The organism is Pelosinus sp. IPA-1 (assembly GCF_030269905.1).
Taxonomy (GTDB): Bacteria; Bacillota; Negativicutes; order DSM-13327; family DSM-13327; genus Pelosinus.
The window spans coordinates 301,627-327,119 of the sequence record NZ_BSVC01000007.1 but is presented as its reverse complement, the minus strand read 5'-3'; the positions used below and the strand labels follow the sequence as shown (position 1 = coordinate 327,119).

Below are 25,493 nucleotides of genomic sequence, written 5' to 3'. Positions count from 1 at the left end.
CTGGACGTTTTAGAATATAAAAAATAGTTTATCAGTTTTTCTAGTATATGTTACTTCGTAACCTTTTTCTTTGCCTAAAAAATGGTGTTCATATGATACAGCAGCATCTTTACTAAAATTACGTCGCAATTCTACTGGTATGTATCTATCACCGCCATGCTGACCATAACCAGCAGACCACTCCCAATTACGATAGTTATTATTTTTAAACACAGCAACGTCATAAGGGGCCTGTGGCGTTTTATTTGTGTTAGGTGTAACAATTGTATTATCAGTTTTTTCGAGTACTGCAGGTGGTAGCGTAGGATCTTTTGCATTAATTCTATTTGCCACATCTTCAGTAGCTACCTGTACACTAGGCGCCTGCACTGTAAAATGAGTAATTGGCTGCACCTGGCCTGCTTGAGCCTGAGTTATAAATTTGGACAACATCTCAGCATTTTGATTACTCAGGTCTAGCTTATTTTGTAAAACATTAGCATCCTGTGCTTGCTTTTCGGTTAACACAATTGCCTGCTGCAGCTTGGCTTCAGTATCAGCATGCTTTTGCCATGCAAAATATCCTGCAGTAAACACAACTAATATCACCATAAAAATAATAAGCGAGAGGATTACTTTTCCCTTCGCTGTTAACGCATTAAACATATTAAATACCTCCCTGTTGTTGGTACCAATTCGCTTTACCCCGCAGTATATTACCGCCTTCCCCTTTGGCGCCACCAGGTATAAACCATAGATCCCACCGCTCGCAACTATAACCAGGGCCATACTTGCCATCAGGATATCCATTAGATTCATATCCAGGGTTTAGGCCGTCAAGATTATTTCCAGCCTCTGCATGTGTCATAACGCGATAAATATCTACTGTAAGATCGAGTGCCTTTGCTAGTACAGCCACCACCTGGGCCATAGCTTCAATTTGTAATTCCGTTGGAGCTTCAGGGCCGAGGTCATTTGTATTTGCTTGATAGCAACACGCCAGGGCAATTCCAATAGCACCAGTATTTCGTCTATAGGTATGTGACTTAACGGCAGATAAATCATTGGTGCTTATATAAATACCGCCATCTTGATCTATATTAATATGGTAATCATCGAAAAACTGGCCATAATGACCAGCAGACCAATGCAAGTATAATTTTACATCTCTTCCCACGCTCTGAGCCTGATCCCATAAATCACTCTTGGCCTGTAAAGCTAGTTGTTTTAGTTCCATTAAGGTTACTTGTCTCATTTTTACTTTCCTCCTCATTGTGTAAGTTTGGTGTATTAGTTGCCTTCTGCATTTTTCGGATGGCAGCTACTTCTGTATCGATGATCCAGCCGATGAGCGCACCAGGTATTAAAATTTGGCGCCAACCTAAGACATCATTTATCTGCTGGATTGCTGATCTTCGCTTATCGGAATTCTCCATATCATCAGCGAATCGATCTAACTCGAAAATGATATTCTGAATAGCCTCTTTCGTTTTGCTCTCTGGCAACTTTGCGTATAACACGAATAGCCCCATAGCTAAAAGATTAGCCGCTAGGATTACTCCAGCGGCTAATAGTGCAATTTGATATTCATTTACTGACAAATTTAACGCACCTCCATTCCATCTACTCTTTTATGTAAAGACTTTGTAGATTCCTCAACTGCGACAAGTCTTTTATCAATTCCTTTTTGTTCTTGGTCCATTCGAAAAACCATATTTTTCATTTCATTTACTGCTTCTTTTAGTGCTGTTATAGCCGTCTGTAACGGATTAACGATTAGATATTTTACCAACCACGCTGTAAAGGTAATAATCGCTATAATCTGACCAGAATTATTAAAATTTAATTCCAATACCCCACCCCCAAAATATCATAAAAAATAGAGCCCCATTGGCTCCTACTTACTACGACTACAATCTTGATTTGTACATTTACCTTCATTCTCTTTAGACCCACATACAAAACATCGTTTAGCCATCTAGCTCACCTCGCTTGGTGTCGTACTCAATCTTTAAGGCTATGTAATCGGCCTTTATACTAGCAATCAACTCAGTATTATCTGCCAATGTTGCCATACCTAAAGCCTGGGATAGTTCGGTAAATTGTGGCTGATATTTGGCATCTAGCGCGGAAATTTTTTGCTGCTTTATTTCGTCTGCGGTAGGCACATATACGGGTATTTCTGTGGGCTTACCATCTGTCCCCATATAATACTTATTAGTAGCATAAAGAGCCTGTTCTTCGTCAGATATGGGTATTGCGTCAGCTGGTATATCCTTATGTAAGCCTACTACGTAGCTGGTAATTCTTTTACCTTGGTTGTCAAATGTTGCTAAGTACATTTATTTACCCTCCTTTTTAAATCCCTATCGCTAGGGTCTCAAATACTACCGTCTGGGCTACTGTCGAGTAACATGCCGCTGTCACTGCAGTTTTTGTCGCGCTAACCCGCTGGCTGTAAACATGTAAAAACGGCAGAGTACTCACGTTACCGCAACAAAACAAAGCTGCGGAAGGAAACGCTATAGGTAAAGCCGCAGAGTACGGGCCAGAGTCCACCCCTGCCCCTACTGTAACAGATACAGGCAGCCATTGCAGAATCAAATCAACTTTTACCCCATTAGCTACTACAGGAATCTTTGCCCACCCATTTGCCTGGAGGCTAGCCGTCAACTGGCCCAACGTTACTACGTCGTCAAAATCTTCGGCTGGTAAAGCCTTTAACTTCGTTTTATTGTAGTCATACGTAATGTAGCTTACGATCTTTCCTGCGCTGTCTACTACAGCCTCGCCTAAGAATTTACGTACTACAGTAGTCCAGTTCGTACCGTCGAAGTAGCGACTAACGCCTTGGTATGGGTCGTATACTGTTAAGTCTGTACATATTTCGTGCATGGTTAACTCTGTGATACACCATAAGTAGGTTGGTCCTCCAGAAGTTTGCGCGTTTGCTAAAACCCTCCAGTATCTACTTGGCGTACTGCTGGGTAGAGTAATAGTATTTACCCCACTAGTTAATCCTGTAGCCGTATACACGTCGTTCCAGGTTGTTCCATCCGTAGACCGTTGCACTTTTACGCTAGACATAAAGTGTAGGGCGTCGGTCATAGTGTGGTCTATCACCATTTTTCTAATATGTCGCGCAACCCCAAAATCATAGATGATATTATCCCCGCTGCCCCCTGGGTTGTTGCTCTCCCAATAGGTACTCTGGTTTCCATCAAATGCATTTTGCACGGATGTCGCGCCATATACACTACTCGCGGAAAACGCGCCGCCTACACAACGATTTTCGCTATATGCGTAATCGTCTACCGCTAATACCCCCGCCGTAATTTGGCTACCGTATTGCTTGCCAGTTTTAGGCTTTTGCCTAGTAGCACCGTAGGTAACTGTTCCGTCTGCCGCCCTTGTAGCGTATATGTAGTATGTTTGAAGAGCTTCGTACATTTCGATTTCGTATATAGCCCACCCATACCCGCTAGCTAAGTTACTGTTAGCTAGTAATCGCCAATACTGGTAAGCCCCTATAGGTGGTACTGTAATATAGTTACTAGCCCCTATGGTGGTATCCAGCGATTGACTGCATGCATCATTCCAGTTAGTGCCGTTGCTGGAATATTGAACTTTTACGCTTGCGATATTATTGGCTACGTTAAGAGAGTTAATCGTTTTTATTTTTCGTATCGCTTTAGCTACGCCGAAATTGTACCCCACATAGGATGCTCCCAGCTGGTTTGCGGTTACTTGACTCCCTTGCCAGTATGTTGCAGTGTTGTTATCAAAAGCTTGACCGACTGGTAAACTCGCGTAATCACCGCCACTTATCGCTGTACCTCCGTTACACAAATCAGCCGTATACTGCAATGGTATTGTATTTGCATCGGCAGCAGCTAACGTGACAGGTGCATCGGCTAGAACATTGTAAGGTATATCATTCTGATTTACACCATTAAACCCATTCGCAAAATTTATTATTGTACCAGCTTTAATTTTTATTGGGCTTGTCGTTAAATCAGAATAAAGAGCAGCCGCGTTGCCATTGCTATCTATAGGGCCAGTAATGACAGAATTTCTTGCTGAGTTACTACCTTTCTTCGTTGCCTCAGAATAAATGGCTGCTAATGTACTTTGCACATCAGTAGTGGCTAATCCACTAATCAGAGAATTAATGATATTACCTGCACTCAACTTAGCACCATCGATGCCACCACTATGACCATGTGTTGCTAAACTTTTTAATGTCGGTCTTTCATCTAAGATATCCGTTTGTAGGATTGAAGTTGTATTTTTCCTAACTTTCACTTGAGCTAAACTAACCCATCCATCTGGAATAGTGGGTGCAGCTGGTACCGGAGCCGCTACGCCATTTACTACCATAAAATTAATTGATGCGGATACCCTGGTCATAACTGATTGTTGTGTGACTTGCCTCGATACGGTATCAACCATTACATTACGCGTTTCTGGCATATCCGCGATATCCTGATATTGGGCGCATATTCGATCAATGCGATCATAAGTAGGGTGTGCGGCGGTAATAACTAACGGGGGGTTACTATTTACAGTAATTTCGCCCTGTTCCCCTTTTTGATATATGCGCCCTGGTTTACTGTATACGCTCATATCAGGCGTTAACTGTGCCGTTACATCTAATCCCAATACAGCAACATCTTGCGAAAGAAAATCACTGATGAGTAGATTTATAGCTTTATCGATATAACCTGATTGCCTTAAAAAATCCTCGACTAGAATTTCCGAAAACGGATTAAAATTCACCTTATCCAATATGAATCACCTCACTGTAAAAATTCAACAAAAATCTGTGTACCGGCAGGCTGTACCAAGTGAACCGCGTTTGCGATATCATCCCTTGTCAAAGCTCTTTTCGTATCAACTGTAGAGGAAAAGAAAAACATTCGACTAGTAAAAACCAGCGAATCAAAATAGGACAATCCTGCACCACCATGATAATCCCCCGCTAAGCGCACACGAACATAACCGGTATAAGTCGTATCTTGACTTGTTCCCATCCTAGCGCAATACACACCAGTTCCATCTGTTGCCGCTGCTGTATCAGCTTCCTGTTTTGGAGTATAAAAAAAGCCGGCATTCCAATATGCCGTATCTCGAATTGGCTCAAAAATTTCAATCGGATCATTGCCTGTCGAAATTTTAATAACCTGCTTAATAGATTTTCGAATCCCCTTTATTCGAAACAAAGTCAAAATAATCCTTGTCCGAAAAGCCTCATCACTTTCCAATGTTTGGCGACGCAATCTTGCCAAATCCCACCCCCAGCGATCTAGCCATATGCCAGTTGCTGTCATCAGGTATATTTGATTAATTAAATACGTTATACCGGACTCAACAGCATCTACAATAGTTTGAATCGTTGCAGCCGTTATATAAAGGACCGTTCCTGGTTTGATTGCATCTTCACCAAACCACTTCAAATATTCAATAATTTTCATAGAATCACAACCTTATCAGCTGTAGTCCTTAATATTTGATCATTAGTAGCTATTACATCACTTGCTGGAGCTATGATTCGAACATTCTCTACACCATCAATACCTCTGGCCAAATAGATTAAATCAGCAAGATATAAAGGTACTCCCATCTTTAAGGAATTTACATAATTTACAATTGCTAACTGCACTAAATTTTTTACCTGGTCTAACTTTGTATCATCGTCTTTTATTGTTATTTGCAGTTGTGCACTAAAATCCAGCACCTTAGCGGTATCAACAACATACTGAACCGTAAAGGCTCTGTAATCTTCCAATATAGCACGTACCGATTGCAGTAAGGTTTGGTTAGCAATGCCTGATCCATCATCAATATAAACTGTAAACCATCCTTTTGACGGGTAATTTTCTTTTAACGTTACTGATTCTACGCCTTTCACTGTAGATGCTGCATATTTGATTGCTGGAGCAGTTCCGCGACTTAGGGAATCAAAGTAATCAGGGACGCGATTTTTATAATCATCATCAGACTCAATATCTTCACCGCCACCCATAATTTTAATCTTTGCCCACTCGATCCCTGAGATTGCTATTCCAGCTTGTTTAAGCACCGTTCCTGAAGCTAAATTATAATCAGTTCCGGTGTCTACCGCCTGGGCTGTGACTTCAACAGTAGAATCACCAATGTTTAATCTAGCATCACCCTGAGTAATAAACTGCAATTCACCGGTATCATTTTGAAAAATTGTACCAGCTGATATCAAAATACTAATCGGTGAAGGTGAATCACGACCAATGGTGATAGTTCCGTAAGCTTCCGATCCTTCTTTTCGTTCCATTCCAAAATCATTCAAACGCCGATCGATCCATTCTCCCTGGGATGAATCTAAGAAAAACAAGGAAACAAAAAACTGTAGCTTATACCATAGTTCCTCCACTATGGCAGCTACAGCTTCGAGAATTGTCCGTAAAACAGATCCAACATTAAAATCAGTAACTACTTTGCTTTCTCCAATGTAGTTAAATAAATCAGTTAGAATGTCCTGAAACTTTTTAAACACTATCCGTCACCGCCTCTGGTGCATAGTCCCATACTAAATTATCTTTACGCCCATCTATAACACTATACAGAATAGTGAATGTAACTTGCCTATCTTGTGGTACGGAATCATAAGTCACACTAATTACTTGTGACCTGGGATCATCATTGATACAATCACGTATGGTTGATACAGCCTGTTTATACCAGGTGTCGGTCATTAACTCAGAAAGAATATCCCAAATATCACAACCATACTCAGGATGCGCCCAAAGCTCACCTTTTCTAGTATTTAGCCTTTTTACTAACGCCTGGCGTACAACTTCTAAATCATCTATAACAGCCAAATCGTTAGTATCCGTAGTCCTTATATCACCTGTAGCAGCAAGCAAATTTGAATTACTTTCAAGCGCAATATCGATTCCTAATGCTTTATTTTTTATAACTATCACCCCCCAATAAAAACATTTGGAGAACCTGACGAATGACTCCCTGATTGACCGCATAACAGGCATGTGGTTGTATCTCCTATCCGTGTTGCAGGCTGACCATTGATAAATACGGTACTTGATCCACCCACACTTTGAAATGTTCCTCCATGAGGACAATTTGTAGGCCCAGTGTCATGTAATCGATGTACAGGCTTACCATTAACATAAACATTGGGACTATCTGTCTGATTTGTTCCTGAGCGCCCATGAGGGCAGCATGGTAAACCTAAATTACAAACACCTGTAGTTGAATCCCCTTGCCTAGTCACAGCTGCCATACAACCACCTCATTCGTTGATATACACATTCGCGCCGCGTAGTGTTAAATTGCCCTTGGCTTCTAAAGTAACATTACCGGCTTTATCAAACCGTAAAATTGAACCAGATTCATGCACTAGCGTCAAGGAATCCCCCTCTTGAGGAGCAGGATCGCATTCTTCACTATAAAGCCTGCAAGCTACAATACCGTTATTCAAGTCACCGTTTGGGAAAATAACTAAAACTTCATCCCCTACATGTGGTAATGCATACAAGCCCCAACCAGCACCAACATACTGACTACCAACACGAATATAATCATTTTCAATGTCAAGCAGTGGTATATACACTTTTACCCTATACCTGGTTTGATCTACGCTTGTCACAACTCCGCACTGTGGCAGTGTATCTTGTTTTGGCTCTCTTCGCATACGCTCACCTACATTTTTCTTTCTTCATAATTATATAAATCTTTCCGGTATTGTGCCGCACTATCAGGACGTTCAGAAGTTACATTTACTTCTGTAAAAAATCCGCTGGTTTTTGAAAAAGTATGATGCACTTTCTCAATATAATAGTTGCTATCAAATCTGCCACAACCTTTTACAGATACCATTTTTTCAGGTTCCATAAGTGGTGACGAAGCGACTCGGATCTGTTCTCCTGTTACTACTGTCCTAGACCATTCTTTTAATTTCTTTGCAGCAATTTGATCCGCTAATTCCTTTGTTTTAGCTTTCGGATCATAAACGACTCTTTTCTTTTCTCCATAAGCTTCAATAAGGTCTTGATTCTTGGCCTCTCCCACAATGAGTCCTTTTTTCTTTCCAGACCAATGACGTACAATAACGTAATTAATGACACCCACTAAACTATCATCAAACTGGATGGATAATACATTGGACCTTTCTTTTTGCCTATAGTTCAATTCCGCAATAATCGTATCATCATTATCTTTTCTCGGCCCAAAATACAGTACTTTATCCTTTTTTACATAGCAAACATATCCTTCGCGATCTGCCAGCTCCTGAAGGATGGCCCACTCTTTACGATCTTTGTATAGGTCTTTTTCAATTACTACTTCTGTTGGAACTACCTCATAGGCAAGATCATGCTTCTTCGCCAACAGAATCGCAATTTGCGAAGCCGTTCTTTCCGCAAAGGCAACTGAGAACTCAGTATCAATTAGCCTGGATGAATAATCGCGGCCAACCAACTGCACTGTCATTTGGTCACCAAAAAAAGGACGTACTCCATCAATCTTACCAGTAAATACGTGAGTAAGTTCCTCTTTACCCCATTGATTCGGATTCGCTACGGATCCAATCCAAAAAGAAATCTCCTGCTCTTTCCGTAAATACTCGGAGAGAAGGAGATCATTTCGTAATGTACAATCAAAACTGTCGGCAGCCAAGTATAAAGATAAATCAATATTTAGATTGATAATATCCGTCCATCTAACAGCCACTAGTTCACTTGTATTAGGATCTACAACCTCTATCCAGCATCGATGCGCCCCCATATGATCACCTCAAATTCCTTGGTAAATAATTAGATACCGCTTTAGGTAGTTGGCTGACTTGCTCATCAATCATACTTTGAATATTGGCTAGATTGGTGTTATCCGGTACCTTTACTGTTTTTATACCGGAGGGAATAATACTACTTGATAAGCGGTTAAGCTGAGCTAGTAAAATCCACTGATGAGGATTCCCTAAAACCTCCGTAGCGATCGATCGTAATGAATCACCCTGCTTTACTTGTCTTGTCTTCATCTGTGAAATGACTTCCTCTAGCCTAATCCCTAAGCTTCTTTGTTGTGCTAATACTACTAACGATTGCGCCAATGGTATCGTTGTTTGCATGGTTTTAAGAGCATCAGTTAATTCATGCCTACTTGATGGAGTTGATACGCGCCCAATCGAATGGTTAACCGTTGCCAAGGTACGATCAAAAGCACTTTTTACATTTGTAAGCTGCTGTTTCATATTTTTAATTGGGCTTGTAACCGAATTTACTACGGATAAATAAGACTTTCTTGCATTGTATAGGCTTTGCTGAATTTTTTGCGCGGTCTTTGAAACATCATTAACCGTTTTCATTGCCTTATTGATATCATCTTTCAATTTATCCAAGCCGCTTTTTGCTTTTGCCACCTTATCGGTTTTTGTTTTTTCCTGAGCATCTTTTTTATCATAATCACTTTCAAGACGTACCAACTCAATATCATAGCGAACTTTATCTTTTCGATAGTATTGAAAAGAATAGCTTTTAATCAATACCCGACAAGAAATATCTTCGAATAAAAATAAGAAACCACCTTTTTCAGTTCCATCATCAATATTCTTACCGCTATCATAATAAGCTTGTAGGGCTAATGCCTGGTCATAAGCACCATCCCCATAAAAGATACCATTCCATTTAACGGTTCTTTCATCACGCCCCATATCTTGATACCTGGGACGATCACCAGGTACATCATATTTGACCATGGTACGCATGCCAGTAAAATCAATTTTACGCTCGGGTGGAATTGCTATTTTAATGTCACCTAATACGATTTCCATTACATCACCTCACTAGAAAGAGAATCTAGGGTTATAATCATCACTTTTATACTTACCTGGTACTTCTAAATTGGCTATAAATTGATTTGCTTCATTGGTAGTAGGGACATTCACATTGACATTTTGTATAACATTGCTTGTATTACTACGTTTTCCACCAATAAACGGTTGATCACCTGTAGCAAGCTCTACCCCCTTGATTGGGCCGTAAAACTGCATTTTTTGTGATAAGCCGAGGTATTCTTTTACTCGGTCAATAAGTCTTCCTAGCCGATCAACTATATTATTGACAACATCCCCAAACCCCAAAAAGTTATTTTTCCAAGCCCAAACAGCTGCCACAATTGCAGCAGTTACACCTAAAATAATCCAGCCTACTGGTCCTAAAGCAATAAGCCATCCTGCACCTATTCTGGCCGCATTCGATAGCCATATGGGAGTAAATCCAACTACCCAACCGCTCAATTTACTCAACCAAGGAAAAGCTAATTGGGCTCCTTGCCATAACGATCCCCAAAATCCAGCTCCAGTAGCTTTAAATAATCCAAACCCGACGTTTAAATCTATAAGTTTCTTTAAAATCCAACCTACACCAGTAGATATCCCTCCAAAAACTTTCATTCCTCCGCCGAAGGTTGTTAAAAGAGTACCAAAGATAATTTGTACAACCCCGACAACGACTTTTAAAGCCCCCATAGCAAGTATAAATTTTAACATACCACTTACAACTCCCGGATGAGCAGTCGTGAATTCTCTTATGTTTTTAACCCATTCGCGCAATGTTTGTGATGCCTGTGTCAAACTCGGCAATAATAAATCCCCAGCTTCTATTTCTAAGTTATGTATTGAGGCTTTAAAAGCCTTATAGCTACCCATGTACCCTTTTGCGTATTCGTTTATTTGTTCTTCAATAGGCTTAACTTTCTGGGCATCTCCAACCATTTGAGTAATAACATCGTAATTTTTAGCCACTAAAAGCGCCGTTTTCTCCCCTTGCTCCCCGAGCACTTTATGCATATCTGCAGCAAAAAGAGCCATGCCATTCGGCAAATCTTTATACTTCTCATATGATTTAGAAAACTGCCCGAATACTTCAAGCATATTCTTCGTTGAACCATCTTTATTGAGCATTACACTTCCGCCAATACTATCAAAGGCTGTGCGCCCAGACTTCATTTTATGAGTCTCTACATCATTCAGCCAGCCAAGCCGCTCCATTGCATCCAAATGCTGATCCGGCCGCCCTTGTTTTAACCACTTATACGGATTAAGACGAGAGATCATATCTTTTAAGTCAGTTCCAGCAACGCTGCCTTCCAAACCAAACCTGGCGGCAATACCCTGTGACCACATCATATCTTTTTCATTCCATCCAGCAATTTGTGCTGTAGGCTCCAAATACTTACTGGACTCATGTAACTCCCGCATGCCGGCAGTGGTCACAGTAGCAACCTGGTTGGTAATTTCCAAAAATTCATTCCAGCGCTCTATGTTGGGATCACGCAATACACCTCCGCGCTCAGCCATTTGAGCCAGTATTTTTGCAGTTTCAGTTCCTTCCGTTCCGCGCCGGATATTTTCAAGTTCTGCAAACCTTACTAACCGGTCAGATCCTCGAAGTATGTTGCCTTCTAGCATCCCTGATTGACGCATGTTTAAAAACATATCGGCAATTTCAGTTTTATCAAACAGAATTCTTTGTTGTATAAATTCGTCTGCTTTTGCCATTAAATTATCCACGCCTTGCCCACTAATACCAGACATTCCCATTGATGCCTTTTTCATTTGAAGTTTTCCAGCTTCTTCTGCCATATGTAATACAGGGGCCATTAGTGATGCCCCTTCAACAGTATTCCGCATACCAGATTGTTGCAGTTTTTCACCTTGCTCAGTGATTCGTTTGCCGGAATCTTTAAGCTCTTTACCTATTCTCTTAGCAGCCTCAGCCACTCGGTTAATTTTATTTTCCCAACCTTCTACAGGATTCAATTGGCTACTTTGTTTGGCAACGTCCTTAAAAGATTGTCCTAGACTGCTAATCATCCGCTGAGCGCTCTGGATTCCAGGTCCCATATTATTAACGGCCTGTAGCATCATAGCAACAGAAAAAGAAACATTCACCTTCTCACCCCTTTAGGAGTCAGGAGGTAACCCCTGACTCAATCCTCTTGTTCCTGATTTTCCTTTTCTTTTTCGTTAGCCCATTCCAAAACTAAATATAAGGCATCCCTTTCAATCTCAGACAGTGTTAGCCAGCCGTGGTAGTCGATTGCGTGCCCGTATTTACTGCACTGAATGAACCTATAGAGGTCTGCCCGCTCCGCAAGTTTTTTGCGGCTTCTTTCGCCTGCTCTTTCTTATCATCATTCATACCAAACATTTCAGAATAAACAGCCTGGTAAAACGACAGATCTTCATCTTTCATAGAATCATAGGTATTTTTATAATTATCCCTAATCTCATTGCCATCAATTTCAGTAATACATTTAACAGCAACATAACCGTCAACCAGCACAGCCCCTGATCCAATATTGTCCATTCCCATTTTTAACATCTGAACAACACTTACCCGATCCATGCCTACTGGTTCACGAAACTTTATTTGCTTACCGCTTGGTAGCTCCAAAGGTCCAAAAATTTGTTTATCATTAGCCATTTATATACACTCTCCTTAAATTTAAGAGGCAGTATTAAGGCTGCCTCTTTTTTTATGCTTCTGAAATACCTTCTGCTTTAAAGCTCATATCCTTACTTACTACGCCTTTACCGGCCTTAATACCGATACTGATTTCATTGAACTTGCAATCTTCTAATTGAATCCGGCCTAACAACCCTTTAGATGGTGCGTCAACAGTAGCCGTAATTGTAAATCTAAGACTGCTTAATGTACTCTCACCGCGTCGGATCGATGACTGACCATATAACCGAGAAATAATATCCAAGCTTACCCAGCCACGCTTTAATTTTCCCGTAATTTTGATATCACCATCTAGCAGCATCGCTGTCCGGCTTCCAGTCAACCAATATTCCTCATCTTCATCCTGAATTTTAAATTCAAGTTCCTGGTACTCACCAACAAATTCAGGCCCATTTGGTCCCATCACTGAGATACTTACATCAAACCCTTGTACAGGTCTTTGCTCTGCGTGATTTTGTAAGTTAAATTCAAAGTTTAACAATATCTATTCACCTCCTATTATGCCTTTGCACTTGGCAACTCTCGTTTCATTTTCAAAATAAGAAAATCTGCTGCATAGAGTGGTTTCCAGCGAGCAACAAATGTCAAAATGCGAGCAATAATGTTCTCATCGGGATTGGTTTGACTATTGCAAAGCGTTGGTAAATATCCCATGATAAACCCAAGATTTTGCTGAGTTCGTAAATATGCATCTGCTTGCGTTGATATAGCATCCCACAGCTTTGGATCATGATTTTCTGATATAGCCCATTGCATCGAATGATACAATTCCATTTCCATTTTGTCTTGTTGTCGACGAATATTCGTCTGCCCCCATGCAGTATCAGAGGACAGCGTTACACCATTACGAATTCGAAATCCGCGATTTGGGACTAATGTAATAGGGCTAATTCTAGCCAATGTAAGTACCTTAACCTCAGCATAAGTAAAATCTCTTTCCAATTTACGAATACCAAGGATTTGCTTGTTACTTGGAGACTGACAGGGATTTAATGTAGCCAAACGTCCAGCATAATAGCCATCAGGTGCAACAAAAACATCGTCGTCTAGCTCATCCTCTGGAGTCACCCAAGGATACGTGAAAATACCACGACCGTCAGAAGTATCCAATGTTGTAGTTTGAACACAAGCAGCATCAATGCCTAAAATAGGTGCCGAGTTTAGGATCGGAATCCGTAAACCTTCCTCCACGTCACAATTTTCCGCCCAGGTAATAAGAGCATGATGAATATTCGAGCTATACTGCTGAGCGCAAAGAGCAATTCCGCACTGCACTGGTTCTAATGCTTTTAGACCGCTACGTTTACCACTTCCAGTAATTGTACCAATGTAATCAGTATCTGTTACTGTTGCCCCATCATTACCACCAGTTAAAGATTGATTTGAAACAGCTACTGGTAATCCCGTAGCACCATCAGCCTTTTTAATAGTCACAAGATTTTTTGTAATTGGTAGGCTGTCCAGTGTTACTCCTCGAAAAACGTCTGTGCTATCCCCATCCGTGACAGTTATATCAACATTACCAGTATTAGCTACGACTGTAGCTTTTAAAGTATTGCCCCATACGCCTGGACTTGTAGCAGTAACTATTATGCTAGGCTCAGGGGTAGATTCTCCATCCTTCAATGTTAATGTTGATGCAGCAGCTCCCGCACCTACGATCCTGACAATTCGTAAATCATTAGCGCCTTGAGCAAAGCACCCTTTTACCGACTTTGGTCCTGTCAATCCAGCTGCATCATTGCCAAATACTTTTACATACTTAGTTTCATCACCAATTGTAGTTGGCGTATTCACCGGTCCCTTTTGAAATGTGCCAACTATACCAATTCCAGCAAGACTCAGCTGCTGTGTTGGCCTTGTCCCAACATCAGATTCATCAATCTGCATGCCAGGCACTATAAATTCCATTGCCAAATTAACCACTCCTTTCTAAGAAATTTCTACATTTTCACCATTTATATCAAAAATGATTTTTCCTACTTTTACATTTTCATTGTCAGCAGAGAATCGCCAAGTTACTGGAATAGCCGTGCCTGCTGCTGGTCCTTTACCTGACTTCCACTGAATACCGTTTTCTTCCGTTATATAATCTACCCCTTGCACATAACCAGGAATATCAACAATAGAAACAACTGGAGAAATCGGCAACGATGTTAAGCTACCAGGGCCAGTCATTACAATTGGCATCGTCATTTCACGATAAGGTGATTCACGAGTTGCATAGAATTTTACCTCAAAAGAAATAACGGCGATGTGCAAGTCTCTATGCTCATCCGCCGTTACATATTCAATCTTAGGGACAAAACTCGTATCTGCTACTCCATCAAGCGAGTGATTCGACACTAAACACAACCTGATATTATTAGCAAATTGACGGATACAACGCTCACCATACTCCAATCGATGTTCTTCAGTACGTCTGCTATTTGCCGAAAGTTCACGATTATCCAATGAAGCATAAATTTTTAATTTAACAATTCCTTCATCTAAACTTCTGGTATATTCATTGTAATCTTCATCATCACAACCTACGCTTACAGTTCGCTTTTGTCCAGGTACTAAACCGTTAATTTTATGCCAATTTACAACATTGGCCAAACTCGGTTCTTTTTTAAGTAGCTCAGAAGTTTTATCAATAATAGTATCGATCAAGGTTTCACCTCCTTACTAAGTTCATTAATGGTGATACTGGCCAATAAAGGTATCTCACTAGTAGGGACAATGAGATAAGGACGCGCAGGAATCGTGACGCTTTTTAGGCGTAATATCCGATTCCCGCAGGGTACCATTAATGCATTGGCTTTTTTAGGTCGAATCACACCACCCAATTGATGAATACGGGCGTATGGAATTCCTCCGCCTGGACCAACTAGCACCCGATCATTCTGAGCATCAAATGTGATTGACTTTTTTAAGTCACCGGAACGCGAAAGTATCTTATTACTCATAGCCTTCAACGACTCACGGCGCATAATGGATGCTTTCCCTTGAGACTTTGCATTTTGGTAACGCTTAGTATTTTTAGCATTTCCCTGGGCACCCATGGCCAAATTAGCTTGACTGATAGGGCTTCTAGGTTTCCACTTTGTTGGTCTGCCTTCCGCTTCAAAATTACGATCAACAATACCAACCATGGCGGTACCTAATTTACGCATAACTGGTTGTAATTTCGTACCTCGTTCATGCATCAGCTGTAAAGCGTTTTTAACCTTCTCTAATTCCTTGGTTTCAATTTTGATTTCTACGGCCATCTGCTTAATACTCTATCCATTTCGCTTTGGTAAGGAGTAGTAGACATTACAGCTGGACGTGCAAGCTCCGAAGGCTCTACTGGTGAAGGAGGCGCATACTCTACGCCTTCCATCCCATCCAGCAAAGAATTATCAAGGATATCTTGCAAATCGGCTTCAGCACGTTTAATCAAAACTTCCGCCAAATATGGCTCGTTTTTTTCCGGCCTATCCGAATAGTCTTTTTCAATTGCAAAGCCAGCTGCAAAGTTTGTTGCAATACTTTCAATAATAGACGGTACTGGATCAGCAAAAGGAACTTTATACTTTCTTCTTAGCTTAATATCAATTTTTGCTTGTGCATCCTTAATATGTTGTTCGGCATTGAAATCAAACTCATTTTCAAGCTTAGATTTACCTTTTACTAATTCTTCAGTTGTATAAGGCATAAAAAAACCTCCTTATGCTTTAGGAGTTTCGGTTTCAGGTTCTTTTGGTACTTCAACAGTAAATTCTTTTGCACCCTCTTTTAACTCTTCAGCTAGTTTGGGGAAATTACCATTTACCAGCATGGCCAACGTATTAAGCGCCAATGCTATTGCAGCTTTTTGTTTATCATCCATTGTGGAATCCTCCAATCCTTTTTAATTAAAATACTTTTGCAGACACAATCCATTCAGGATGGAACAAACGAGGTAATCCGTAAATACCAGTAGTTATATCGATGTAAGGATTTTTCTTCTTTTGACTTTCATCCTCAACGATAGCAAACTTGCCAGGTGAAGGTTTATCAATTCCACCATTATGCAGCGAAATAGTGGATACAAAGTCCATCATTTTTTCACCGGTATACTCACCGATCATAGTTACACGCCCATCTGGAATAAATGGCTGGAAGGTTTTTGTTTCATCCAAATAACCACCATCATAAATCTCAAAATCAAGGTTAGGAATCAACATTTTTAGTACATCAGGCATTTGCTGAACACCAAGATTTTTGACATACTGGGTATTCTTTAGCAAGTTTTGAATCGCGGTGCTGCGAGTAAGATACTTTGCTGTAATTTGATTGAAAAATACCTTTGAAGGTTTTGCTCCTGAGCCACGGTAAAGAGCAACCCAATCATTGAAATTGTCAACAGGGGTACAAGTTGCAGCACTCCATTTATAAGTAGCATCAGCTGATAAATCAATCTTATTAGCTGATGGCAAATTATAAGGAACTGTATAATTCACATTATTATCATTCACTATGATCTGACCATTGATAAGAGGCTGCCAAGCCAACCATTCGAGACGTGTCTCAAGTCTAGTATCAAGATGCAAGGCTCTTTGTACTACTAAATCGCGCCCAGCACGTTGATTATAACTACCAGCTTGTCTTGCATATAGCAATTCTTTTTCATTCAAACGAAGCGTTTCTTTCCAGTAGGCTGTCCCGAATCTTTGTGTAGACATTACAGGAACATTAGTCGTTGCAGGATCCGATCCTATATTATGCGCTCTGGTCATTCCAAAGCTAGGGGCTAAAACATCATATTGAATATCTAAAGCATATTCAGGGGTAACAGGGCAAAAAGATCTAGCCCGAAAAGTAGAAAGGTCAACAACCCTATTTCTTACTACGTGGCTAATCTCTTGTGTTGTTGGAAATTGCATTATTTAATCACTCCTCATACTAATTTATTAACAACCAGGTACTACTAAGATTCCAGGAATCGGCTCTCTGGCCCCAAGTGCCGTAATGGCTCCGGCATCCAATCCAGTAAGTTTTGCCTTTTGGAAAATTCCACAAAGATAAACACTCACAATTTGTGTTCCTGTACTAATGTCGGCATCATCTGCAAGGATTACCTTGGCTGCTTGAGATCCATCACTATTACCTGTAGCATACGCAGTATAAGTGTTACTTGCAGTAATCATCCCTAGTACTGTACCGGCTTGTAAAATGCCTGTTTGCGGTGCTAATGTAACAGGCAATAGTATTTCATCTGTTATAACCGCCCTAATTTCTGTGCGAGCATACTGCACAATTTGAGAACTACCCATTTGCATAGAAAACCCTCCATTCTTTTTACTAAAATAAATAGATCATCTTACTAGAAGATGATCTTAGATGATATATTTACCTGTCTTTTCATCCAAACGACCGCCAGCTGCAATAATATCTTCATCAGCAGCCAACTTGATTTTTTCAGCTTCGGTAGGATCTCCACCTTGCTGCCCTTTCTGTCCTAGCTGAATACGGTTTTCCTTAGGCATGGCCAAAAGCATTGCTTTCATCGAATCAGCCTGGGTCATTTCTTTTCCATCAGCTAGTTTAATTGTGGAGCTACCTGCTTCACTTACTGCAAGTTGTTTCCATTGTTCAACCATTACAGGCGGAATACCCTCGGCAACCATATCTTTTACTTGGGACTCAACAACAGCTAATTTTCTTTCGGATTCAGAGTTATCAGCTGCAGCAGAAAGTTTTATATTAATTGCTTGAGCCTCTTCTAATTTAACTTTCATTTCAGCAAGAGCCTTTGTGGTATCCTCATTTGTTTTTTGTTGTCCAGTTACAAATCCTGTAACTGTTTCAGATAGTTTTTTTAACATTTCCAAAATGTCCATTTTCTCTTTTCCCCCTTTGTCTTCACTTAATAATTGATAATCCATTATAAATAAATCTGGTTGCTCAGCAAGTACAATCGCTTCTGGCAACTTAGTCAGGAATGGTTCATTCGTTAATGCTATTGCTAGTAATACAGGACCAACTTTTTTACCGCTTTCCCTATCGGTATAATTCTCGTTATACTCAGCACTAGCAAATTTGTACCGTTTATCCTTAACCAGTTTTTCATCTTCTGGCGTAGCAGGCTCAGTAAACGCATAAATTACGTCGCCTTCCTGTTTTAATTCTTTAACCCACCCTTTAGCCTCAGCTCCACCAAAAGTTTCACCAGAGCCTTTATCATGGCCAATACGAATAAATACCTCGCGGCCTAGTACATTTTTCTTGAAATTATCCATCATTTCCGATAAAAATGTTTGAGTTGCTTTAATATCACCATAGGCAGGGTGCTTCCATGTTCCTAATCTAAAAAACGGAATCTTTAACATCTTTTTTCACCTCCTTTCACATTATCGTTAATTTAGTCCTTTGGTAGTTTATTACATGCCTCATTTATAATGCTTTTCAGCTTTAGCAGGGTTTCTTTTTCTTGCGAGCTAAAACATATCTCTCTATCATAGATATCAGCCTGAATAAGAATGGTTAATAAATTTTTAATATCCTTGTTTGTCAAATCTTCCAAGGTTAAACTGTGCTTAGTTGTCAATTTTCCTATCATAAATCGTCCATCCTTTCTTTAAAACATCTACTAAAAATAGACAATAAGAAAACCGCCTCCATAAAAGAGCCGGTTAATAGTTACTATTTAATTACTAAGCTTTATACGTAATCCCATTATCACCAGGGTACTGCTTAGAGTGATCATTTTTACCGTTCCAAATCTCTAACGGTATTCCATTAGGAAACGCATGACAATTATGTTTTTCCTCAGAAAGTATATGAGAGCATAACAAACATGGAAAACCTCCAGCAGGATAAACGGCATACCCCTTACTATCCTTGCCATCTAAAACATATTTTTCTGTTGCATCCATTACCTTCACCACTTTTCAAATTTATACTCGAATCCGAATCGTTTTGCCAGTCCTTTGTTGATTCTATCAGAATGGGCAATCCAAGCTTTCTTCTGGTCCATTTCACCATCCCGTATCTTATCGCGGTAATAATTCATATATGCATCCCGTTCTTCTTTATACGCTTTTAGGTACTCATCCTTAGTAAAAGGAATCCAGCGTCCTGGCGCTTTGGCTATGAATACCCCATCGACCGTAACCGCACGAATTTCCTTTAACGATGTGATACGCATACATAAAATATCTTCAGCTGAAAACGAAGAATTGTTTGGATGATTATGAGTAAGTATATTACCCCTCATTTTTGCAGCTTCCTGATTCGTGAAATTAACACTAGATTCGTCGCCGCCTTTAGAAAATACAACACGTCCCTGCCCATCAAATAAAATAGCAGTTTCTGTTTTCTTGCCGGCTATTCTTTTTTCTTCAGCATTAATATTGTCATAAGGATTCTTCTTAGAGCTTGGCTTTTCCTTTATTTTACTACTTTGTGGCTCTTTTGCAATAGAATTATTATTTCCATCCATTCGCCATCCTTTTGGCAATGGTGACACCTTGCTCCAATCTGTTGTCTGCTGTGTTATTTTATTTGGTTCATACTTACTATATACAGGTGATAATACCGACCTACAACGCCCATGCAATGGCGGCGTATTACTGGCCAATTGTGGGCTATCCATTCGCATTACTAAACCATGCCTACTCTTACATTGAGCGCTTGTACGCATATCTAAAACAGCACTAAACTGCACATAATCGACCTCATTAGCGGCATAAGACGCTAAACGACCACGATTATAAGCATAGGTTGTCTCAGTCGTACAAATCAACTGACCGCGCTTATACGTCACATTAAGTGCATCAGCTATCGCTGCATTAGCAGCAATTGCAGTTAAGCCTTGATTCATGTGGTTTAACAATATACTTTTAATATCAGATAATATATCTGCCTCTATATCGCCGGCAAGTATTAATTCTTTTGCATCGAGCGCCGCAATTGCCTCAGTGGGATGTATCCAGAAATTTGCTGAGTCATAACCAACAGCCAACTTAATAACCTCTGATTCTACACTCGGAACCCATACGGCTAATTTCTTTTTATCAAATTTCTTGATTAATTGCTGACATAAAATATCGCCATGAGCGCGGCCCATAGCGAACATATCTCGAATATATGGAGTTAATATCTTGCCTAACCTTCCAGGAGCCCAAAACTGCAAAGAGCTTATCTGCTGGTAGCCGTGAACGGGTGGCAAATACATTACCTGCTGCAAATATTGTTTAAATTGACGTATGAAATCGGCTTCCATTCCATCAATCCGTTTTAATAGTGTGATTTCCTGCATGATTACTCACCTTCTAGCGGATCGCCAATATCATCCTGCGCCCTGGTGTAGCGATTGAATTCCGCTTTCGCCTTATCCATCATATCGTCAACCGGTTTTTTTATATCTCTTGGTGGTGCGCCTGCTGCTTCACGTACATAATCAAAATCTTCTTGTATTTGAGGGTCAAGATATCCTGTATTAGTAAGCTGCGTAAAACCATCGAATAATAGCTTCTTATCTTCTTCAGCAATTTTTTTCTCAGCAAAGTTACCTAGGTCCTTTTGTTCACCAAAATTATAAGCAAGCATAGGACGGACAACCTGCTCGATGAGGGCCTCTTTAAAACCTCGGTAAATACCTGAAGTCATCATGTTATAAATTGCAAAATGGGATTGGCCAAGAGCGTAACTACCACTTTTCTGCCCTTCATCAAAAACTAAACTAGGAACTAATAGCCCTCGTAGCATCATTTTATTATAATAACTAGCGGCTGCCATAAATGCTTCACCGACGCCAGCGCCACCGCTAGTGAGTGCCTTTATATCGGTAGTAGCTTCACCCTTTAGTGCACTTTTAAGCACGACTCCAGTTCCATTTTGTATATTGGCCAACATTCTTAAAACATAGGCCATCTGACTAATTTCATTCTCAGTATTTTCCGGATCCTTAATAACTTCATCAGGAACGACGGCGCCTAGTAAGGGAGTGCCAAAACGATCTAATGCTCTGGCCCACATTTTGAGTACAGGGTCTTTTAATAACCAATTCTTACGGATCGGCTTACACATTGACCTTCCGTAATGATTGCCGAACTTCTTGCCAATGTTGAACAGGATAACTTTTTCTTTTGGAATATCTACTGGAGATCCGGCAAACCATCTCCACTGTTTTATTCCTTCATAATCACCAGTTTCCTGATTGACGCGAACTAATACTGTTCGGGGGTGATAGGTTGTTAATTTATCCAACATAATTCGACTTCCACTAGGCTTCCAACAAATTTCAGTTCCCGAAAATCCTGCCCATAATGCCGAAAGAATATCCTCGCCAGCTGTGTATAAATTGCCTTGCATTGATTCAAAGTTATCATTAACAAACTTACTTATCTTTGGATCACTATGTTCATACTCTCCGAGCTTCAATAGCACCGACATAGTTAAAAACTGAATACCTACAGCAATAGTCTCATCCGTATCGATCATACGCTCGTATTCTTTTACATCGACATCATCCATATTTCGAATACAATCGTCAAATAAAAAGAATGTCGAATCTAACTGACTACCAATTTGTCCAGCCTCAGGCTGATATGTTTTTGGTTTATCCATATGTTCACCCCCTTACCATCCTATATCCGCAACTGGTGTTCTACCGGCTATCGCTCCTATTGGGCCGCCGATATTTCCTCTTTTCCCACGATCTAAAGCATGATTAGCAAGAGCCAGTCCCCAAAATTTATCACCATGATGCTGATCGTTTCTTTCAACAGAATAACGGAATGCACCGGTGCTGGTTACTTCTCTTTTGATGGCCACTATTTGACTAATCAAATCCCTCTCATTAGGAATCAATATTCCTGAACGGCCTTTCTCAAATTCATTATGAAGTGATACGGCCATAGATTCTTTAATTGAGTTCGTGAATGTAATGGCCTCAACCTTACTCCCGTGTTCACGCTGTAAGTTTTCAGGCATTTCCATGCCAAGCCCTGTGGAATCCATACATAAACGAATAGGCTTTGCTATTTTTAAATGTCGTGATAGTTCTTTTTCTTGTAAGTGAAATGCGACATTTTTATAAGATTCTTGATATCGCATTATTTTTGTAGTTTCCGTTTCATCTAGACTTATTAACTCCGACGTATCTTTTCTACGGCCAACATCAAAACCACTACCAAGCCTACCAGTCGTTTTATCAAATAATTCTTGAAAGCTTTTCGCCATCAGACGATCCTGCTCTGACAGCATCCCCTCTTCAGCTTCATCGTTCATTACGCATTTATAAACCATCTCTAACGGGAAGTAGGAAGAACTATCATCAATAAATGCACATTCAAATTCTTGTTGGAATGATTCCAGATCCATTGCATTAAATAATTCGTGTAACTGCTCAGTGCCAAAGATCTCAACCCTTTGGAGTGTATGCATATGTTTGGCATGCTCACGGGCCTCAGGAACGTTCTTACACAATAAAGAAAAGTCCCACCAGTAAATGGTGCGACGCTTATAATTCTTGTATTTTCGGATTTCATTCCATATCTCAAAGAACTTACCAAACTTACCGAGTGGTGTAGATATGATAGTCAATGATCCATACTTAACACGCGTAAAAATAGGTACGACTGAAGTATAAACCGTAGCAGCAAAGGTACCAAAGAAAGCAAACTCATCCAGGATAACATCTAGTACACCATTGGAGCCCTTACCACGAACAGGCCCTTTGCCCTGGGCTATAATTCGAGTCCCTGTACTTTTTCTACCAGATCTATCAACAAACTCCAAAGAAGTGGCGTTATCTGTGAGCTTCTTCTTTTTATAGGCATCAGGTAAACTATCATAAATTTGATTCGCATAACGAATTTTTTCCTTTGCATCATCTGATTTATACGAAGATATAATGCACGTATAATCATCAAGATTCTGTGAACGTGCCAAAGCGCGAGCTGCTGAAACAAATGAAAAGCCTAACTGCCTACCTTTTAACCATATTTGGAATCTATCTAGCGACTCCAAGAATTCCCTTTGGTAATCGTCAAATACTATTTGCGGCTCAGTTAGCATCTCAATATAACCTGATTCCGTGGCAAGTACGTCCTCTAATGTTTTAGTAGTGATTGGCTTTTGAGTAATGATAGTTGGTCCCTTACTCATCGATCTCATTCACCTGCCCATAACGAGCCGCGAAACGATCCTGAACAACATTAAATGTAACACCAACATTGATATTATTAACTTGTGGACCTGCGTCTTTGCTTGCTTTAGGAGTCATTAAGAAATCATTTAAATTGATTCCCAGGGTCTTGCAAATATTAGCAGCCTGTTGTAATGCGGGGTGCGCCATCTTTTCTTTATAAGTACCGTATTTACCCTCTTTTGTACTCTCAACAATAGCACCATCAATGATCGCCTTCTCAATTAGCCTATAAACTTGAACAGCTAAAGCACCCGCTACGGCTCCTGCATCATCTTTTATCTTATCCATATTACCCTGTCTAAAGGCAACCTGCCATTTCTTAATTTGCCTTAGCTCTGGCTTGCATAAATCACCATCAAATACTCGCCCTTTTACATAGTCACGGCAGCGATCACGATTTGGACAGTCGCTAGTACAGGGCCGGACTGGAATCTCGCTCGTAAGATATGTTTTACGCTTATTGATGGCGGCTTCACGTTTAGCCTCAACTATTTCCTGCTGCTGTTTGGCAATTAACGCATTATACGCCTCTTCTGATGGTACAGTCACCAGTTGTGTGTGTTCATCAGCCGGTGAAGGCGACATGGCTTTAACTTCAGCTAGAAAATCATCGTCAAATTCATCTGTTATATTATAAAACATTTGTTATCACCTGCCCTTCAATTAAAAAGAAAAGAGCCTTTCGGCTCTTATGCTTTGTACAACTATTGACTTCTTTATACATATTCAATTTTATCTACGGCATCCTGCAAATCATTCATGCTTGGTCTAGTATATATTGCTGTTGTATTTAGGCTAGAATGCCCCAATAATAAGGCAACTTTGTCTAAACTCACACCAACCCCTAATAGATCGTGCGCAAAGGTATGTCTTAATACGTGAGGTGTTAGTCGATCAATTTTGGCTTTTTCTCCGAACTTATTACATATTAATTGAACGGCGCGTGATGTTAAACTAGGAGCACGTTGCCCTTCAAAAAGATATTCACCAAGAGATCTATTATTAAAAATATATTCAACTAAGAAATTACGCAATTCCTTACGCAAAGGTATTTGGCGAAACTTATTCCCTTTACCAGCGCGTACCGTTATCATCCCTTTTCGATCTCCAATAACTACATCATCGACAGTTAAGGAAATCAATTCAGATACACGTACACCTGTATCCAGCAATGTAAGTATAATAGCGCCATCTCGTTTATTCTTGCTATTTTCAATAGCGCGTAATAATCTATGCTTTTCATTTTTACTTAGCCCCCTAGGAGCTGTTTTCGCAATGCCGATCTGCTCTACCTTTTTTACTGGATTATGAGACATTTTTCTATCATCATACATCCATTGACAAAAGGAATTTATAGATGACAGTGCAATATTTATTGAATTTGGCTTTAAACCTTTATTTTGCAAATACTTTCTATATTTTACTGCGTCTATGGATGTAATTTCTAATGGGTTATCTGATTCAGTTGTTTCCTTTAGCCAAAACAAAAAGCTGTTTAATTGTGCCTTACGCGTCGCTATAGTTCTATCACTTTTACCCGTTGCTTTTAGTATAGAAAGATATTCGTTCAACATATTTATACCTCCTACATAATATACGAACAGTTTTATTGTGTATAACAACTGTTTAAACTGCTATTATATGTAGTTAGTATAACATAACTATTCGCATATTGCATAGTATACGAACAGTTTTATTTTATTGCAAAATGGTCATGATGGCAGTCTCAGAACGGCGCGAGCGTGTATGTTTTTCATCATTTCAACACTCCACTACGTTTACTTTTGTATCCTTTATTAGTCCCCTTACAATTGCAATTTATTTGC

General features: G+C 40.0%; 31 protein-coding genes. All 31 read right to left on the bottom strand.

Features of this window, described 5'->3' with window-relative positions:
* Nucleotides 1–9: 9 nt before the first annotated feature.
* The 31 genes from QSJ81_RS18710 to QSJ81_RS18560 all read right to left on the bottom strand — a co-directional run bounded on the left by QSJ81_RS18710 (nt 10) and on the right by QSJ81_RS18560 (nt 25,241).
* Nucleotides 10–645 (bottom strand): hypothetical protein, encoded by a 636-nt coding sequence (locus QSJ81_RS18710; protein ID WP_285718851.1) that lies wholly within the window; start codon nt 643–645, stop codon nt 10–12.
* A 1-nt stretch (nt 646) separates the two neighbouring features.
* Complete coding sequence (locus tag QSJ81_RS18705; protein ID WP_285718850.1) at nt 647–1,234, bottom strand: peptidoglycan recognition protein family protein; 588 nt, start codon at nt 1,232–1,234, stop codon at nt 647–649.
* Entirely contained in the window at nt 1,179–1,580 is a 402-nt protein-coding gene (locus QSJ81_RS18700; RefSeq protein ID WP_285718849.1) for a hypothetical protein, read from the bottom strand. Before QSJ81_RS18700 ends, QSJ81_RS18705 begins: the two co-directional genes overlap by 56 nt.
* 2 nt (nt 1,581–1,582) lie before the next feature.
* The gene (locus QSJ81_RS18695) at nt 1,583–1,831 is read right to left on the bottom strand and encodes a hypothetical protein (RefSeq protein WP_285718848.1); all 249 of its coding nucleotides are present in this window, start codon (nt 1,829–1,831) and stop codon (nt 1,583–1,585) included.
* A 118-nt stretch (nt 1,832–1,949) separates the two neighbouring features.
* Nucleotides 1,950–2,321: a hypothetical protein gene (locus QSJ81_RS18690; RefSeq protein WP_285718847.1), complete on the bottom strand. Its 372-nt coding sequence runs from the start codon at nt 2,319–2,321 to the stop codon at nt 1,950–1,952.
* Between the two features lie 16 nt (nt 2,322–2,337).
* On the bottom strand, nt 2,338–4,758 hold the full coding sequence (locus QSJ81_RS18685) for a discoidin domain-containing protein (RefSeq protein ID WP_285718886.1): 2,421 nt from the start codon (nt 4,756–4,758) through the stop codon (nt 2,338–2,340).
* A 20-nt stretch (nt 4,759–4,778) separates the two neighbouring features.
* Nucleotides 4,779–5,453: a UCP028438 family phage-derived protein gene (locus tag QSJ81_RS18680; protein ID WP_285718846.1), complete on the bottom strand. Its 675-nt coding sequence runs from the start codon at nt 5,451–5,453 to the stop codon at nt 4,779–4,781.
* Complete coding sequence (locus QSJ81_RS18675; RefSeq protein ID WP_285718845.1) at nt 5,450–6,511, bottom strand: baseplate J/gp47 family protein; 1,062 nt, start codon at nt 6,509–6,511, stop codon at nt 5,450–5,452. Before QSJ81_RS18675 ends, QSJ81_RS18680 begins: the two co-directional genes overlap by 4 nt.
* Nucleotides 6,504–6,941, bottom strand: coding sequence for a GPW/gp25 family protein (locus QSJ81_RS18670; RefSeq protein WP_285718844.1), 438 nt, complete (start codon nt 6,939–6,941; stop codon nt 6,504–6,506). Before QSJ81_RS18670 ends, QSJ81_RS18675 begins: the two co-directional genes overlap by 8 nt.
* Nucleotides 6,938–7,258, bottom strand: a complete 321-nt coding sequence (locus QSJ81_RS18665; protein ID WP_285718843.1) for a PAAR domain-containing protein — start codon at nt 7,256–7,258, stop codon at nt 6,938–6,940. The genes QSJ81_RS18670 and QSJ81_RS18665 overlap by 4 nt, the downstream gene beginning before the upstream one ends.
* A gap of 9 nt (nt 7,259–7,267) precedes the next feature.
* Nucleotides 7,268–7,669, bottom strand: a complete 402-nt coding sequence (locus QSJ81_RS18660) for a phage baseplate assembly protein V (protein WP_285718842.1) — start codon at nt 7,667–7,669, stop codon at nt 7,268–7,270.
* Nucleotides 7,670–7,677: 8 nt separating this feature from the next.
* Nucleotides 7,678–8,760: a phage late control D family protein gene (locus tag QSJ81_RS18655; RefSeq protein ID WP_285718841.1), complete on the bottom strand. Its 1,083-nt coding sequence runs from the start codon at nt 8,758–8,760 to the stop codon at nt 7,678–7,680.
* Between the two features lie 4 nt (nt 8,761–8,764).
* On the bottom strand, nt 8,765–9,805 hold the full coding sequence (locus QSJ81_RS18650; protein ID WP_285718840.1) for a hypothetical protein: 1,041 nt from the start codon (nt 9,803–9,805) through the stop codon (nt 8,765–8,767).
* Nucleotides 9,806–9,817: 12 nt separating this feature from the next.
* Nucleotides 9,818–11,926, bottom strand: a complete 2,109-nt coding sequence (locus tag QSJ81_RS18645) for a phage tail tape measure protein (RefSeq protein ID WP_285718839.1) — start codon at nt 11,924–11,926, stop codon at nt 9,818–9,820.
* 127 nt (nt 11,927–12,053) lie between these two features.
* Nucleotides 12,054–12,461, bottom strand: a complete 408-nt coding sequence (locus QSJ81_RS18640; protein ID WP_285718838.1) for a hypothetical protein — start codon at nt 12,459–12,461, stop codon at nt 12,054–12,056.
* 52 nt (nt 12,462–12,513) lie between these two features.
* Nucleotides 12,514–12,984: a hypothetical protein gene (locus QSJ81_RS18635; RefSeq protein WP_285718837.1), complete on the bottom strand. Its 471-nt coding sequence runs from the start codon at nt 12,982–12,984 to the stop codon at nt 12,514–12,516.
* 17 nt (nt 12,985–13,001) lie between these two features.
* Nucleotides 13,002–14,420, bottom strand: a complete 1,419-nt coding sequence (locus tag QSJ81_RS18630; RefSeq protein ID WP_352230913.1) for a hypothetical protein — start codon at nt 14,418–14,420, stop codon at nt 13,002–13,004.
* A gap of 15 nt (nt 14,421–14,435) precedes the next feature.
* Nucleotides 14,436–15,158: a hypothetical protein gene (locus QSJ81_RS18625; protein WP_285718836.1), complete on the bottom strand. Its 723-nt coding sequence runs from the start codon at nt 15,156–15,158 to the stop codon at nt 14,436–14,438.
* Nucleotides 15,155–15,757 carry a phage virion morphogenesis family protein gene (locus QSJ81_RS18620; protein ID WP_285718835.1) on the bottom strand — a complete coding sequence of 201 codons (603 nt, stop codon included), beginning with the start codon at nt 15,755–15,757 and terminating at the stop codon, nt 15,155–15,157. Before QSJ81_RS18620 ends, QSJ81_RS18625 begins: the two co-directional genes overlap by 4 nt.
* A complete protein-coding gene (locus QSJ81_RS18615; protein ID WP_285718834.1) occupies nt 15,748–16,185 on the bottom strand; it encodes a phage protein Gp36 family protein in 438 nt (145 codons plus the stop codon). The genes QSJ81_RS18620 and QSJ81_RS18615 overlap by 10 nt, the downstream gene beginning before the upstream one ends.
* A 12-nt stretch (nt 16,186–16,197) precedes the next feature.
* Nucleotides 16,198–16,359, bottom strand: coding sequence for a hypothetical protein (locus tag QSJ81_RS18610; RefSeq protein ID WP_285718833.1), 162 nt, complete (start codon nt 16,357–16,359; stop codon nt 16,198–16,200).
* 25 nt (nt 16,360–16,384) lie between these two features.
* On the bottom strand, nt 16,385–17,395 hold the full coding sequence (locus tag QSJ81_RS18605) for a major capsid protein (RefSeq protein WP_285718832.1): 1,011 nt from the start codon (nt 17,393–17,395) through the stop codon (nt 16,385–16,387).
* Between the two features lie 27 nt (nt 17,396–17,422).
* Nucleotides 17,423–17,791 carry a head decoration protein gene (locus QSJ81_RS18600; protein ID WP_285718831.1) on the bottom strand — a complete coding sequence of 123 codons (369 nt, stop codon included), beginning with the start codon at nt 17,789–17,791 and terminating at the stop codon, nt 17,423–17,425.
* A 57-nt stretch (nt 17,792–17,848) separates the two neighbouring features.
* Nucleotides 17,849–18,841 (bottom strand): phage protease, encoded by a 993-nt coding sequence (locus QSJ81_RS18595; RefSeq protein WP_285718830.1) that lies wholly within the window; start codon nt 18,839–18,841, stop codon nt 17,849–17,851.
* Nucleotides 18,842–18,873: 32 nt separating this feature from the next.
* Entirely contained in the window at nt 18,874–19,071 is a 198-nt protein-coding gene (locus QSJ81_RS18590) for a hypothetical protein (RefSeq protein WP_285718829.1), read from the bottom strand.
* 94 nt (nt 19,072–19,165) lie between these two features.
* A complete protein-coding gene (locus QSJ81_RS18585; protein WP_285718828.1) occupies nt 19,166–19,387 on the bottom strand; it encodes a hypothetical protein in 222 nt (73 codons plus the stop codon).
* Nucleotides 19,388–19,392: 5 nt separating this feature from the next.
* A complete protein-coding gene (locus tag QSJ81_RS18580; protein WP_285718827.1) occupies nt 19,393–20,772 on the bottom strand; it encodes a minor capsid protein in 1,380 nt (459 codons plus the stop codon).
* A gap of 2 nt (nt 20,773–20,774) precedes the next feature.
* The gene (locus QSJ81_RS18575) at nt 20,775–22,082 is read right to left on the bottom strand and encodes a phage portal protein family protein (protein ID WP_285718826.1); all 1,308 of its coding nucleotides are present in this window, start codon (nt 22,080–22,082) and stop codon (nt 20,775–20,777) included.
* 12 nt (nt 22,083–22,094) lie between these two features.
* The gene (locus QSJ81_RS18570; RefSeq protein WP_285718825.1) at nt 22,095–23,624 is read right to left on the bottom strand and encodes a terminase large subunit domain-containing protein; all 1,530 of its coding nucleotides are present in this window, start codon (nt 23,622–23,624) and stop codon (nt 22,095–22,097) included.
* On the bottom strand, nt 23,617–24,309 hold the full coding sequence (locus tag QSJ81_RS18565; RefSeq protein ID WP_285718824.1) for a hypothetical protein: 693 nt from the start codon (nt 24,307–24,309) through the stop codon (nt 23,617–23,619). The genes QSJ81_RS18570 and QSJ81_RS18565 overlap by 8 nt, the downstream gene beginning before the upstream one ends.
* Before the next feature lie 74 nt (nt 24,310–24,383).
* Nucleotides 24,384–25,241, bottom strand: a complete 858-nt coding sequence (locus QSJ81_RS18560; RefSeq protein WP_285718823.1) for a tyrosine-type recombinase/integrase — start codon at nt 25,239–25,241, stop codon at nt 24,384–24,386.
* Nucleotides 25,242–25,493 lie beyond the last annotated feature (252 nt).